The 15139-nt window shown below is 37.5% G+C and carries 9 protein-coding genes and 1 tRNA gene; 3 read left to right on the top strand and 7 right to left on the bottom strand.

The window, feature by feature from the left end; genetic code table 11:
- Positions 1 to 40 precede the first annotated feature (40 nt).
- On the top strand, positions 41 to 538 hold the full coding sequence (locus ACFOSX_RS05145) for a DUF456 domain-containing protein (protein WP_386097683.1): 498 nt from the start codon (positions 41 to 43) through the stop codon (positions 536 to 538).
- A 230-nt stretch (positions 539 to 768) separates the two neighbouring features.
- Here ACFOSX_RS05145 and ACFOSX_RS05140 read toward each other — a convergent pair whose 3' ends face one another.
- From ACFOSX_RS05140 to ACFOSX_RS05130, 3 genes are all read right to left on the bottom strand, one after another.
- On the bottom strand, positions 769 to 1437 hold the full coding sequence (locus tag ACFOSX_RS05140; protein WP_386097681.1) for a response regulator: 669 nt from the start codon (positions 1435 to 1437) through the stop codon (positions 769 to 771).
- A gap of 1 nt (position 1438) precedes the next feature.
- Positions 1439 to 3466: an ATP-binding protein gene (locus tag ACFOSX_RS05135; RefSeq protein ID WP_386097679.1), complete on the bottom strand. Its 2028-nt coding sequence runs from the start codon at positions 3464 to 3466 to the stop codon at positions 1439 to 1441.
- A 113-nt stretch (positions 3467 to 3579) separates the two neighbouring features.
- Positions 3580 to 3753, bottom strand: coding sequence for a hypothetical protein (locus ACFOSX_RS05130; protein WP_386097677.1), 174 nt, complete (start codon positions 3751 to 3753; stop codon positions 3580 to 3582).
- 634 nt (positions 3754 to 4387) lie between these two features.
- Between ACFOSX_RS05130 and ACFOSX_RS05125 the strand changes: the two genes are divergently transcribed.
- Together ACFOSX_RS05125 and ACFOSX_RS05120 are read left to right on the top strand one after the other, a co-directional pair.
- Complete coding sequence (locus tag ACFOSX_RS05125) at positions 4388 to 7888, top strand: T9SS type A sorting domain-containing protein (protein WP_386097675.1); 3501 nt, start codon at positions 4388 to 4390, stop codon at positions 7886 to 7888.
- Positions 7889 to 7890: 2 nt separating this feature from the next.
- Positions 7891 to 8577, top strand: a complete 687-nt coding sequence (locus ACFOSX_RS05120; protein WP_386097673.1) for a glycoside hydrolase family 78 protein — start codon at positions 7891 to 7893, stop codon at positions 8575 to 8577.
- Between the two features lie 203 nt (positions 8578 to 8780).
- Here ACFOSX_RS05120 and ACFOSX_RS05115 read toward each other — a convergent pair.
- The 4 genes from ACFOSX_RS05115 to dnaE form a co-directional block, all read right to left on the bottom strand.
- Positions 8781 to 8854 (bottom strand) — tRNA-Asp (locus ACFOSX_RS05115).
- Between the two features lie 74 nt (positions 8855 to 8928).
- A complete protein-coding gene (locus tag ACFOSX_RS05110) occupies positions 8929 to 9858 on the bottom strand; it encodes a DUF58 domain-containing protein (protein ID WP_386097671.1) in 930 nt (309 codons plus the stop codon).
- A 128-nt stretch (positions 9859 to 9986) separates the two neighbouring features.
- On the bottom strand, positions 9987 to 10304 hold the full coding sequence (gene trxA, locus ACFOSX_RS05105) for a thioredoxin (RefSeq protein ID WP_386097669.1): 318 nt from the start codon (positions 10302 to 10304) through the stop codon (positions 9987 to 9989).
- A 200-nt stretch (positions 10305 to 10504) separates the two neighbouring features.
- Positions 10505 to 14890: a DNA polymerase III subunit alpha gene (dnaE, locus tag ACFOSX_RS05100; protein ID WP_386097667.1), complete on the bottom strand. Its 4386-nt coding sequence runs from the start codon at positions 14888 to 14890 to the stop codon at positions 10505 to 10507.
- Positions 14891 to 15139: the final 249 nt, after the last annotated feature.

The following is a 15139-nucleotide window of genomic DNA, read 5'->3' as shown; positions in this document are numbered from 1 at the left end:
AAAATATGATTCAGGCGTCAAATTATCGAATACCTATTCTATGGATATATTTTTAGTTAGCCTTGCCCTACTTTTTATGGTCCTAGGGATTTTGGGAAGTTTTCTTCCTGTACTGCAAGGACCATTGACCAGCTGGTTTGGGTTTTTGGCGCTATATTTTTCAAACGGCATAGACATTAGCAATACACTTTTGTTTTCGCTTTTGGGTGTCGCCCTATTTATTTGGTTATTGGACTATATCATTCCGGCCTTAGGCACTAAGCGTTTTGGTGGGAGTCGTTCTGGTATGATTGGCACAACGGTTGGACTAATCGTAGGGTTGTTTTCTCCTATCCCATTCGGAATAGTCATCGGGCCTTTTATTGGTGCTTTAATTGGAGAGTTAATGCATAATAGCGATATGAATCGTGCTACGAAAGCGGCCTTTGGCTCGTTCCTAGGTTTTGTCACCTCAACCTTTTTAAAGTTTATTGTCGCAATTATTTTCTTCGGATTCTATATTGTGAAGGTCTCGCAACATACTGGTCCCTGGTGGTAAACGAAAAAACCCAGCAGTTCATCATCGGTCGACGCGCTACTAGGCTTTTTCTTGCTATTAATTCAACAATTACTTAAGAGGGATTAATTAATTCTTGTTGACTTGATAAATATACGCTTGACTTCTGGATTTGGATTACGGATTCTCCGTAGACTTGATGTGGAAAAACCGTAGTTTGTATAATTGATAGGGCTTTCCAACCGAAAAAAACGTGTAAAAAAATTGAAGTTTTATAAGAATCCTTTTTCCTTAGCTTCATAAAGCAGGGTTTCGTCCTTACCGTCTTCAACCGAAAATAATAACTTTAGTTGCTTCTTTCGTTTTTCAATGGCACTCATGGATAGCGGAATATATTCCAGAAGGCTTCGTGTTTTTATGCCTTGGGATAGTAAATGAAGAATCTTACGGTTGATATCATCCACATAAATCTCGCTAGTAATGGTCTTCTTTACATAGTTGTTGACCGTGCTACTATAGTATGGTGGCGACTTTAAGATATGTTGAAACGCATCAGCCAGTTCCATAGACGTTAAATCACTTTTTATAAGAAAACCATCTGGATTAATTTCCTTAATGATATTATGAATCCTGAAGGTTTCATTAAACATCGTGAGAATAATGATTTTAGCATGAGGCAACTTCTTTTTAGCCAACATTGCCAAATCTTCGCCACTTGCATATTTGCCATCTTGAGAGGCAGGCAAACTGATATCGAAAAAACAGACATCGTAATGTGTTCCTTCGGCAGAACGATTAATCATAATCGACGCCATGTCGCAATTGTTTGCCGTATCAAAAAGTAGGGTTTGGTCATCCTCTTTGGTGGCCATCAGTACGTTTTGATAGCCCTCCAAAATTATGGGGTGGTCATCGACCATTAAAATGTTTAGGTGTTTCATGTTATAGATTGTAGGGGATTTTTACGTCAACCGTAGCGCCATTGCCCGGTGATGAAATGACATCTAAGTTTCCGTTAATCTCGGTTGCCCTAGAGGTCATGTTTTTTAGGCCGATACCGCGTTTGCCTCTACTGGTATCAAAGCCTTTGCCGTCGTCAACAATCTCCAAACAAATTACGTCTTTTTTGAGAGAAATGCTAATATCTATACGCTGAGCATCAGCATGTTTATAGATGTTTTGCATGGATTCCTGTATAATACGGTAGATATTGATTTTTGATTTATTAGACATTATTTCCCAACTAATATCGTCAGTATAGTTAAAACTCGACTGAAGACCGTAGGCTTGGCTTTGGGTATCGATTAATTCAGAAACAATATCCATAAACCCAGAACCTGAAACAAAATCGGTATTCAACTCGTGAGAAATCTTCCGAATGTCTTCTTCAATGCCTTTGAGTTGGTCTATATAACCAGTGCGAGATTTTATGGCGTCCTTGCCATCCACAAAATTAAGGCTGTCTAGACTAAGTCGCGTTCCGAAGAGTCGCCCTAAAATACCATCGTGTAATTCTTTGGAAACCCGTATTTTTTCCTGTGCGCGAGCTTCATCTACTTTATCTTGTTGGCCGAGCATTAAATTATAAATTTCTTCATTGGCTTTTTGCTGGTCTTGCATTAATCGTAGTTCCTTGTTTTTGGCCCGTTGGGTAATGATGACATAGACCAAAATCCCTGTGAGCAACAACCCAATGGACAAGAGGAAGAGGTAACGGCGCTCTTTATTAATTTGCTCGTTTTCGGCTTCAAGCTTATCAGTTTCCAGTTCTATACGAGCAAACTTATTGACTTTGTTGCGCTCTATAGTTTGAAGACTATCTTTTAAGGCAATGTGTTCTCTCAAATAGGTTTTCCCTTTTTCGCCTTCATATAAATCTGAAAGTACCAGCATACTCTCTAACAACAAGTCGTTATCTGAAATCTCTTTCGCTATTTTGTTGGATTGAAGGGCGAACTTTAACGAGGAATCTTGAATTTTTCGATTTTGATAATATTTTGATAAATCTATAGATATGGCCAGCTTGGTTGTTGGGTCATTGAGGCTATCGCTAATTCTGTAGGCCTCGTAAAATAAACTTTGAATATTATTGTCATCTGTTTCGCCTGCCAATACTTTGGTGTAAGCTAGGTTGTCGATGATTAATGGATAGAATGTTGGGTCGTAAGGTTCATATTCCTCACGCAATTCAATTAGTTCATTGTATAGCTCAATGGCTTTATCGTATATAAAAAGCTCCCTGTAAACACTCGCTTGATTATTTATGGAAATAGTTTCATTATAGCCACCATCATCCATACGATTAGCAATGTTAATAGCCTGTTCATGGTATTCTAAAGCTTCATCGTATCTTTCTAAGTCTAGGGAAATTATACCTAGAAGATTAAATAAACTCCAGATATTATCTAGGTTAGATTCTGTTTTTTCAAATGACTCAAATAATCTTAAGGCTGTGATAGCATTCTCCTCGGCACCGATGTAATCTTTTTCATCATGTTGCATGCTTGCCATGAAAAGATGCATAGAAGCAATTAAGTTTTTTTTTGCAGAAAGCGCATCGTAGAACTTTATTGAATTTAAATAATGATAGTATGCACTATCATATTCATACTGATAAAAATGATTATTTAATCCTAAATTATAGTGAATTGCACCTAGTGCTAAAGAATCATTAATTTTTTTTGCTAATAAAAGATTGGATTTATTAACACTTACCCAATCATCAATTAATTCAAAATTTTTATAAAGTAAAGCTAAATTTCTATTACTAATCAGTAACGTAGAATCTATATTTATTTGTTCTGATAGTAAAGAAGCTTCTTTTGCATATTTTATGCGCTCAGACTGATCATAGGCTTCATCGGATGATAAGTTTCTCAACTCAATAATGCGGGACAGTTGACCACTATCTTGGCTATAGACACAGCCAGTTATAAAGGTTAGAAGTAATACACCAAAACGGTTTAACATAGAAAATCATCTTGTTCCTCAAAGATAACCTAATTTGGCAATTACATTATTAGATTTCTCAAACCGAAAAAGCCCGCAATTTGCGGGCATATATATTTTGAAGTTTATAGATTTTATCCTTGATTAGGAGCCTTTAATTTCTTTTTACAGTGCGCCAACAAATCATAAGATTTATGTGTCTTTTGAATTTCCTGCTTTTCAGCAACCGCTGGTTCATTAGATTTTACAACTGATACAGTCAATACCAATACGGCTACAAGTAATAAAGTAATTTTTAACGCTTTCATATATTAATCAATTTTAAGGTTCATGTTTAAAACTTGAACAATAGCAAAAAACCATTGTTCTAGGCTTAGCCTAAAATTGTACTAAGAAAAGCGAGGGTAGCTTCTTGGACACTTTTGTGCCCAACAGTAAAATGGATTAAAATTTTTCTAAAATAAGTATTTGGGGCTTATTGAAGAGCATCAAATATATCTGAAAATAAGTGAGATACAAAACTTTAGTCGATAAAATGATTGTTTTTATCGTTAAAAAACATACTTGTAGTCCGTTTAACATGAAAAAATAGCTATTAAATCTCCCTAAAAACAAAAAAGCATCCCAATTTCCTCGCAAGGAGAAAAAAGGAAAGCCTTTCATTGACATCCCCAATTGCTTGGGAACCTCTACATGCTGACAGTATTGTCAGCACAACACAACATCATTATAAGTGCTAAAAAAAGCCCTAATTTCTCAGAGCTTTTTCGCTCCCGATGCTTCGGGATTAAGCGGTCATAATTTAGTTATAGTAAAATAAAACTTAAAACTGTTTGGCCGTTTATTTAGCCTAAAAAAAATACACATAATATAATGAACACTATTTATAAAACGAAACAATGAATTTAAAAAAGCTATATTTAGCTTCTATATAGGAAGAAAATGAAGTATTTATCAATAGCTTTTATCAGTATCAGTTTTTTACTCCCTGCTCAAGAGTTTTTTTCACCAGAATCTCAGTTGTCGTTTGGCTCAAATAATCATACAAATAGAGATATCTCCTATTTTAGTATAGCAGACGAATTTGACAATATAATAGCAGTTGGAACAACCGAGAAAGACTCTAGTTTCACAGATATAGTGTTAAGTAAGTTCGACAATGATTTAAACTTACAATGGCAAAGATCATTTTCTGAAGACACTGATTTATCTTATGACATACCCCTTTCTCTTCAAACAGATTTAAATAATAACATTTACATTTCTTTCAGAAGTAGTCATAATGTTTCAAATACTAATGGAGACGCAGTAATTAAAAAGTATAGCTCTGATGGAGACATGTTATGGACTATTAATATTACAAGCGAATTAGAATATGATGTTTTTGACTATAAATATTTCAATGTTTATGTTAGCGAAAATGGTACCTTAAATGCAATTTACTTTCCTGTGAGCTATGAGTCAAATTCTTCCCCAATTCATTTTATAACGATAAGTGTCGATGGCTCAATTGTCGACCAATATTCAATAGAACTGAACACCCAACTCTTTAAAGAAAACTTTATAAATGGAAAATATGTGCTTTTTTACACAGAGCCAATTGATGAAAACTTTTTAGAATTTAATACTTTTTATAGAATTTTAGACTCAAGTAGCGACTTGGTTTACCAACTGAACGATCAAAGTGAATTCCCTAGTAACTTCAACACATCCAACTTTGAACATTTTAATTTTTTAACAAACAGCAATCACGAAAGCTATTTGGTTTGGCAGGAATATAACCTACCAGAACTTAATGAGATTTACTATTCAAAGATTAATGCCAATGGAATCATGGCATATAATCTAAGTTCAGGCGATTCAATTTCATCATATTATTTATCCAGCTTTTTAAATTCGGGAGACGAACTAAACATACTATCAAACAGCTCAGCAGAATCTACTAGTTCATTGAATTTAACTTTAAACGTTTATGATGTCGATGGATATGTACTGTCCAGCCATGTTGATTCAGATACCCAAGCTGGTTCAGTTAAGGTTGAAAAAGACAACTCTATTCTTGCCTTTACGCAAGAGAATAAAATCAGATTATACGATCAATCCTTATCACTTTTAAATGAATCAGCCATACTTTCTGCCAATAATATCAATGATGTTTCCAAAACATCCTTAAACGAAATAGTAACCTCAGAAACATCACTAGACAAGATGTATCCAGATTCTGATTATTTCACACAAATGGATGTCGTTTTGAATAAATTTAATTCAAATTCGCAAGTTGGCAGTTACAGCTTCGGTGGTATAGGAACTTCAAAAGTTAATCGGATAAATACTTTAATTGATAATGAAGACAAACACTACGTTTTACTAGAAGAAAAGCTAGGACCCGACAACACTTCTATTGGAGGGTCTAGGGCCCCAGAAACAAGACGAATAGAAAGACTTGACGAATCTCTTAACTCTATTTGGAGCATACCTTTAGATAACGAATTTATAGATGGGATAAATGAAGCTGTCGATAGTGATAATAACCTATATATAAATACTTTAGTTTTTGATCCTGTCACAAATCAAATCACCTATGAACTAATAAAAATATCGAGTTTTGGAGAAGTTATTTTTCAAACAACAAGTGAAAATAGTTATGAACTTCATGTAGACCACAATAATAATGTTGTGTTATTTGCCAATGAATATAACAGCTCCACCAATGAAAATGATTTTAAAACCTATACCTATAGTTCAGAGAATGGAACTCTTTTAAGCCAAAAGAGTTTTGAAAGTCAAGAGGCAATTTCGTCATTTAATGATACTAACGATGATTTTTACATTTACACCTACACCGGACAAAGAGAACTAGGAGATGACCAGCCGACTATTCTTTCTATTTACAGAAATATGGATTTACATCAATCGATAGTTATGAATATGGCTTTTGGGAATGAAGAAATCGATCTAAGAACCATATCAGAACCCAACCTGTCAGGAACCATAAGCTTCGGGTCCAGAAGCGGTCAGCTCCATGAAAAGTTACATAAGGTGTCCTTATCTGGCAGCTATTCTTCGATACCAGTTAGTAACATAATTGAAACTACAAAAATTTTGGATGACGGATCCGTATTTGTGATAATTGACGATGATAACATTGATGGAGGCCACATAGAAATTTATAATGAAAATCTGATCTACGAGACTGGAGGCCCCTCAGCATTTTATGGCTCAAAGATATTCTTGATAAATGATTACATCTTTTTATATAGACACTTTGATTCGACTTTCCATGTTTTCAACAAAGATGGGGTTCTAGTGGATAAACTAGTGATTGAAGGAGACTTATTTACAGGTAACTTAAGTTCAACCAATAAGTTTATTATTTCGGGGACATTTGGAAATCAGATATATACCTTTCAACAATTTAGTTGGACCAGAGGATTTCTAAGTCATTACTTATATAACGGGCCAAATGATGATGATGGTGATGGTATAGGGAATTCAATAGACCAATGTCAAAATACACCTAATGGGGAAGATGTTAATAATCAAGGTTGCAGTACAAGCCAAATTGACAGTGATTCAGACGGGGTTGTCGATAATGTAGATCAATGCCCTTTTACAGAAACTGGTCTAGACGTCAATGAACAAGGCTGTGCATTGAACCAAATTGATAGCGATTCGGACGGGGTTTTTGACAATGTTGATCTTTGCCAAAATTCAGTTTTAGTAGATTACGTGAATGAATATGGTTGTTTTGAATTACCCGACAATAACTTCAGAGTCGAAACTCTGTCTGAAACATGTCCAGGAGAGAATAATGGAAAAATCAAGATTGATGCAATCCATAATCTAAATTACCAAGCGCAAGTAAATAATCAAGTCTATAACTTCACTGAAACATTAGAAATAGAAAATCTTAGCCCAGGCACTTATACTTTAAAAATTTCAATTAATGACGAGAATTACGACCAACACTTCAACCTTAATATCGAGTCTTCCGAGAGCCTCACGGGGAGATTCGCCACTAGTTCAGGATTACTCACATTAGTGATTGACCAAGGCTCCAAACCGTATAAGGTTTATAAGAATAATCAATTGATAACTACAACCAATCTAAACAATTTGATTATACCGCATAATCCTAATGATAATATTAGGGTCTCCTCTTCAAAGGACTGTGAAGGCGAATTGATCTATTGTGCAACATGTCCCGAACAATTAAAAGGCTACCCAAATCCTACCTCGGGACTATTATTCATAGATTTAGATTACAGTTATAATGAAACCAAAATTAATATCTATGATGCCAAAATGCGCTTATTGAAAAATGTTAGCCCACAGGCCATTGAAGGCAAAGCAAAAATTGACCTTTCAACATTTTCAAATGGCGTCTATTACATTCGTTTCGAAAAACCAAATAGCCTTTTTATCAAAGTCATAAAAATCTAAATATGAACAATAAAATTTTTATTCTATTCCTTTTAGGAACCCTGTTTAGTTGCTCCAAAAGTGATTCGGATACTGAAGAAACAGAAAATTTGAGCCCTTCAGTGCCAAATTTAATTTTTCCAACAAACAATTTATTTTGCATTGACAATAATTTAAGTCTGGAATGGACTGTGTCAAATGACCCTGAAAGAGATACTATTACTTACAGATTAGAGGTTTCTGAAAATGAAGACTTTACTACATTTTCACATATTCAATCGACCACTTCCACGTCCTTTAATATAGCTTTTGAAAAAGGTCAAAGATATTTTTGGAGAGTTCAGGCAGTGGATAATTTTTCCAATCAAAGTGCTTATTCCAATATTTTTGAGTTCTACACGGAAGGTGAATCTATAAGTAATTACTTGCCCTACGCGCCAGATTTAGTTTCTCCTAGCCCAAATTCTACAATCTCTCAAATAGGAGTTCTATTAGAATGGGACTGCAACGATCCTGATGCGGATCAGCTTTCTTACGATATTTTTTTAAGTACAACTAATCCGCCCGAAGAATTAATCGCGGAAGCACGAATAAGTAACAACTTCTCGATAGATCTAGATGGAGGTTCTACTTACTATTGGAGAGTTATTGCTAAAGACAGCCCAAGTTCTTCCACTGCGGGCCAAGTCTGGTCTTTCAACACTAATTGATTTGTTTTAGACTGTTTATTTTCCAATAAGCCCAAAAACAAAAAAGCATCCCAATTTCCTCACTAGGAGAAAAAAGGAAAGCCTTTCATTGATATCCCCAATTGCTTGGGAATCTCTACATGCTGACGCTTTGGTCAGCACAACACAACATCATTATAATTGCTAAAAAAAGCCCTAATTTCTCAGAGCTTTTGCAATTTTTGCGGTCTGGACGGGACTCGAACCCGCGACCTTCGCCGTGACAGGGCGACATTCTAACCAACTGAACTACCAGACCGTTGCTTAATTGCGAGGGCAAATATACATTCCATTTTTAATATGACAAATAATTTTCAGTAAAATTGAAGGCATTTACACAAATTTTTGGCGCTCTATCATATAGGTCGTCAAAATAGGGTTAAAACCTGCGTTAATGTCCGCCTCTACGTACTTAATCCGGTATTGCCCACACTTTAATCTTAGGTTTTTAAAATAGATGCCCACCGCTTTTTCGTAATTATCTTTAATGTTGTCTGGATACAAATCAATGACCTCACCTGTTTCCACATCGACGAAACGTTTTGGGCGGTTATCAAAATCAAATTGGAGTTCTTTGGACTTATCAATAACATGAAATAAAACCACTTCATGCTTATTGTGCTTTAAATGTCTTAGGGCTTCAAATAACTTTTCGTCAGCTTCTTCAGTCTGAAACATATCGGTAAAAACAAAAATCAAAGACCGCCGATGAATCTTTTCTGCAATTTGATGTAAATAGGTATAGGTATTCGTGATTTTGCTTTCGGGTTGAGACAATACCGTTTGTTCCAATTGATGCAGGAGCATTCTGTGGTGACGTTCACTGCCTTTTTCGGGCGAATAATAATCGTATTTGTCACTGTAAACACTAAGACCCACAGCATCGCGCTGTTTCTTTAAAATATGCATCAAAGACGCCGAGGCCAAGGCGGAAAACCCGATTTTATTTAAGTTAGAAATTGAAAAGTTTTTTAGTGCCGGATAATGCATAGAGCTACTATTGTCAACAATTAAATGAAAACGCAAGTTGGTTTCCTCATCGTAACGTTTAGTGTAGAGCCTATCGGTTTTGGCATAGAGTTTCCAATCGATATGCTTGGTGCTTTCGCCCTGATTGTAAATTTTATGCTCCGCAAATTCTGCCGAAAACCCATGAAACGGACTCTTGTGCATTCCCGCAATAAAACCTTCAACCACTTGTTTGGCCAAGAGTTCCAGGTTTTTAAATCCTGATGCTTTATTTAATTCCTGTTGTAAATCCATCCGCTATATTTCAGTAAGCTTTTTCCGCATTATCGAAAGTATTTAGCTAACTCCTATTAATTCTTGTACAAACTAAAAAAGGTTTGCCGCTTGGACAAACCTTTTATCATATCTTTTAGATAGTTCGCTTATAAAAGCGCATCAATCGCTTCAGCGTATGCATTTTTAGGTGCAACACCTACTTGGCGACCTACAACTTCACCGTTCTGAAATACTAGTACCGTAGGTATATTTCTCACACCGTATTTGGCCGCGAACTCCTGATTTGCATCAACATCCACCTTACCAACTACAGCTTTTCCTTCATATTCGTTGCTGATTTCGTCAATGATTGGACCAACCATTCTGCAAGGACCGCACCATGCCGCCCAAAAATCAACCATCACTGGCTTATCGCTCTTTAATACTGTTTCTTCAAAAGTTGCATCTGTTATCTCTAATGCCATAATATTTAATTTTTATTGTATTCAACTTTAACTCTCGCCTGCCCTGGAGCAGACACACAAAATTAGTCAAAAAACGAGCCAAACCTTACAATGGCAGTATTCGATTTGGCTATTGCAGTATTTGCGTCAGTAATAGATGGTTTTGGGCGCCTCTGTCAAATTCTTATTAAGCCTGAACCCTCGTCTTGTTTCTTGTCTAACTAATTCAACTTATACTTCACTTCACGCTCTTCAAGAGCCGACAAAAGCTCTTGTGAAATCTTGACTTTCTGCTTTCGGCTTGGCATATTTACCTTAATCTTTTCTTTATTATCGTAAACGAGGAAATTCAAGGCATTGTTTCCATCGTGCATGTGGAATAGTTGCTCAAGGCTCTTGATAGTATCTTCTTGCAGTGTGTCTATATTCAATTGAATGGAGAGCTTCTTCGCATAGGCATCCATAACATCATGTAACAACTGAAAATTGTTAAACTGAATCCTTGGGTCACTTTTCTTGCCCGTATCTCTATTTACCCAACCCTCACGAACATAAGCCTGAACATGGACAAAAGAATTTTGAACCAGAAAATGCCTAAACTTTAAATACTCCTCGCCAAAAATCCTGAATTCAAAACTATCGGAGTAATCCTCAATTGTAAACATGGCCCAACCCTTACCTTGCTTGCTCACGCGGTGTTGCACTTCGGTAACCACGCCACCAAACTTTATGTTTTGCCCTACCATCTTTTCCAAATCTTCAAAATCACCAACCACACCATTACAAAAGGACTTCATCTCGGTTTTAAAATCATCCAACGGATGACCGGATATGTAAATCCCCACGACTTCTTTTTCGCGCGCCAATTTCTCCATCGTACCCCAAGTTTCTGCTGGTGGTACCTGAGGCTCCGCAATCTGAACATCGCTGGCCTCGCCAAACAAACTTACTTGGGCCGAGTTTTCATTTTCCTGATGTTTGGCACCATATTTCATAGCTTTTTCCAAAAAGGTGATACCATCACCATCATGAGCAAAATACTGCGCTCTGTGGGTATCTTCGAAACAATCAAAGCCTCCGGCATTCGCTAATCCTTCAAAAGACTTTTTATTGGCCGCTCTTAAATCCACGCGCTTCGCCAAATCGAAAATGGACTTGTAATTACCGTCTTCCTTTCTATTTTCAACAATGGTTTTTACCGCGCCGTGGCCAACACCTTTTATGGCGCCCATTCCAAATCGGACGGCGTTATCTTTATTTACCGAGAATTTATAGTAGCTCTCATTAACACTTGGTCCCAAAACTGGCAATCGCATCCGCTTACATTCTTCCATAAAGAAAGTAATGGTTTTGATATCATTCATATTATTTGAGAGTACCGCCGCCATATATTCTGCAGGATAGTGTGCTTTTAGGTAAGCGGTCTGATAAGCAATCCATGCATAACAGGTAGAGTGCGACTTGTTAAACGCATAACTTGCAAAGGCTTCCCAATCTTTCCAGATTTTTTCGAGCTTGTCTTTGTCCATGCCTTTGGCCGCCGCCTGTTCTATGAACTTAGGCTTCATTTTATCAAGTACCGCTTTTTGCTTTTTACCCATGGCTTTTCGCAAAACGTCCGCTTCACCTTTGGTAAAATCGGCCAACTTTTGCGACAACAACATTACCTGCTCTTGGTAGACCGTAATCCCGTAAGTCTCTTTAAGGTATTCTTCCATTTCGGGCAAGTCATACTCAATGGCTTCGTCACCATGTTTACGGGCGATAAAACTTGGGATGTATTCCATCGGCCCAGGACGGTACAAGGCATTCATTGCAATTAAATCATCAAAAACCGTTGGCTTTAGATTCTTCATGTGCTTTTGCATGCCAGGCGATTCATACTGAAAAATTCCGACTGTTTCACCGCGTTGGAAAAGCTCATAGGTCTTTTCGTCATCTAGCGGAAAATTTTCAGGATCGAGCGTAATGCCGTGCTTCGCCTTGACGATTTTAACGGTGTCCTTAATTAGCGTAAGGGTTTTTAGTCCTAAGAAATCCATTTTCAGGAGGCCAGCACTTTCCACGACGGAGTTATCAAACTGGGTCACGTACAAATCGGAATCTTTTGCCACGGCAACCGGGACATAGTTGGTTATGTCACCCGGAGTGATAATGACACCACAAGCATGAATACCTGTATTTCTAACAGAACCTTCCAAAACTCGCGCCTGATTTACGGTTTCAGCTTCTAAATCACTTCCATCGGAAATATTTAAGAGTTCATTGACTTTCTCTAAATCCTCAGCCCTGAATTTTTGTCCTAATTCTTTTTCTGATAGTCCAAAAATCTTGTTGAGCTTGGACATGGTTGGAATCAATTTTGAAATCCGGTCGGCATCACCCAACGGTAAATCCAGAACTCGTGCCGTATCCCGAATTGAGGATTTGGCCGCCATTGTTCCATAAGTAATGATTTGCGCTACCTGATTAGCGCCATATTTTTGAATCACATAATCCATAACCCGACCTCGACCTTCATCATCAAAGTCGATATCAATATCGGGCATACTCACACGGTCAGGATTTAGGAAACGCTCAAAAAGTAAGTCGTACTTAATGGGGTCGATATTGGTAATCCAAAGGCAATAAGCCACCACCGATCCAGCGGCTGAACCACGGCCAGGCCCAACAGAAACATCCATTTTTCGGGCTTCGCGGATAAAATCTTCTACAATAAGGAAATAGCCTGGATAACCTGTGTTTTCAATGACACTCAATTCAAAATCGAGTCGTTCTTTTATTTCTGGTGTTAAATCACCGTAGCGCTTTTTGGCGCCTTCAAACGTGATATGTTTCAAATAGGCATTCTCACCCCGCTTTCCACCGTCTTTCTGGTCTTCTTCAAACTTAAATTCGTCAGGGATATCAAATGCAGGTAATAAGACATCGCGCGCCAATTCGTAAGGCTCCACTTTATCCACGACTTCTTGGATATTGATAATCGCTTCAGGAATATCCCTAAACAGCGCCTTCATCTCTTCAGACGACTTAAAATAATACTCTTGGTTTGGCAATCCGTAACGATACCCGCGACCGCGACCAATTGGCGTGGCCTGTTTTTCGCCATCCTTTACACATAACAAAATATCGTGGGCGTTGGCATTCTCTTGCTCAACATAATAGGTATTGTTTGTGGCGACAAGTTTTACATTATGCTTTTTGGCCAAGTCAATAAGCACCGGATTTACTCGGTTTTCATCTTCTTGATTATGACGCATTAATTCTACGTAAAGGTCATCACCAAAGGTGTCTTTCCACCACAGCAAGGCCTCTTCGGCTTGATTTTCACCGACATTTAATACCTTGCTAGGCACTTCACCGTAAAGATTTCCGGTTAAGACGATTAAATCTTCCTTGTATTGCTCGATGATTTTTTTGTCGATTCTTGGCACATAATAAAAGCCTTCCGTAAAGGCAGAAGACGATAATTTTGCCAAGTTGTGATAGCCTTTTTTCGACTTAGCCAAGATGACAATTTGGTAGCCGTTGTCTTTTCGGGTTTTGTCAAATCGGTCTTCACAAACAAAAAACTCACAACCAATAATAGGTTTAATGAGCTGTCCTTTTTTAGGCTCGCCATTTTCCTCTGCCTCGGCGTGCTGTGCTTTCACAGCTTTGTTATGGTTTGAGACGGCACTCACAAAGTGAAAGGCACCCATCATATTACCATGGTCGGTCAAAGCCACAGCCGGCATATTTTCCTTGGCTGTCGCTTCCACTAAATCTTTAATACTGATGGTGGATTGAAGGATGGAAAACTGCGAATGATTATGTAGATGCACAAAATCAACGTGCGCTAACTTTGCTACGTCTTCTCGAGACACATTTTGAGAAACAATATCCGACTGCGCTTTTTGAAGTCGCTCGTTAATCTTAGCACTTTCACGCTTAAGATTGATATGTTTTAGGCCAATGGTTTCAATTTCACCTGGATTTTCTTGGGAGAACTTTTCAAAATAATAGGGCTGAACATCTAACTGCTCTTTGGTGTATTCCTTTCTTCGGATTAATTCGAGAAAACAACGTGTGGTTGCTTCAACATCGGCTGTAGCATTATGCGCTTCGGCGAAAGGTTGGTTGAAGAGGTATTCGTGTAATTCGGTTAGCGTTGGGAGTTTGAATTTTCCATAGCGACCGCCTGGAATTTTACAGAGTTCCGCTGTATGCTCGGTACAGGTGTCTAATACGGGTAAGTCTTGCAGTGGGTTATCAATAGACTCACGGACAAACTCTGCGCCCATGATATTCAAATCGAACTTTACATTCTGACCGACGACAAATTTTGTTTTTGAAAGTGCGGTATTGAATTTTCCCAAAACCTCTTCTAACGGCATACCTTGTTCTTGCGCCAATTCGGTTGAAATGCCGTGAATCTTTTCCGCATCATAAGGAATATTAAAACCGTCTGGTTGAATCAAATAATCCTGATGTTCTATGCAATTCCCCATAGCGTCATGCAGTTGCCAAGCAATTTGTATGGCTCTTGGCCAATTGTCTGTGTCGGTTATTGGCGCATCCCAACGCTTTGGAAGTCCGGTGGTTTCGGTATCGAAAATTAAGTACATGAAAAAAGCCCCTCTTGGTCTCCCTACTTCGACTGCGCTCAGCACAGGCTTGGGGAGAAATGAATACTCTAAATTTATTTACTGAAAAGTCAAAAAATGCCAGATTATAAAGAAATTTCTTATTGAAAAATCTGAATCAGCATTGATTAAAAGACAGCCCATAAATCTACTGAGAAATTGAAGTTTTATAAAATGAATTTATGAACAGTTGTAAACAAAAAAATCAGCCAAATGGCTGATTTTTTATCT

Source organism: Winogradskyella maritima, assembly GCF_042650215.1.
Classification (GTDB): domain Bacteria; phylum Bacteroidota; class Bacteroidia; order Flavobacteriales; family Flavobacteriaceae; genus Winogradskyella; species Winogradskyella maritima.
This window is presented reverse-complemented; position numbering and strand designations above follow the sequence as displayed.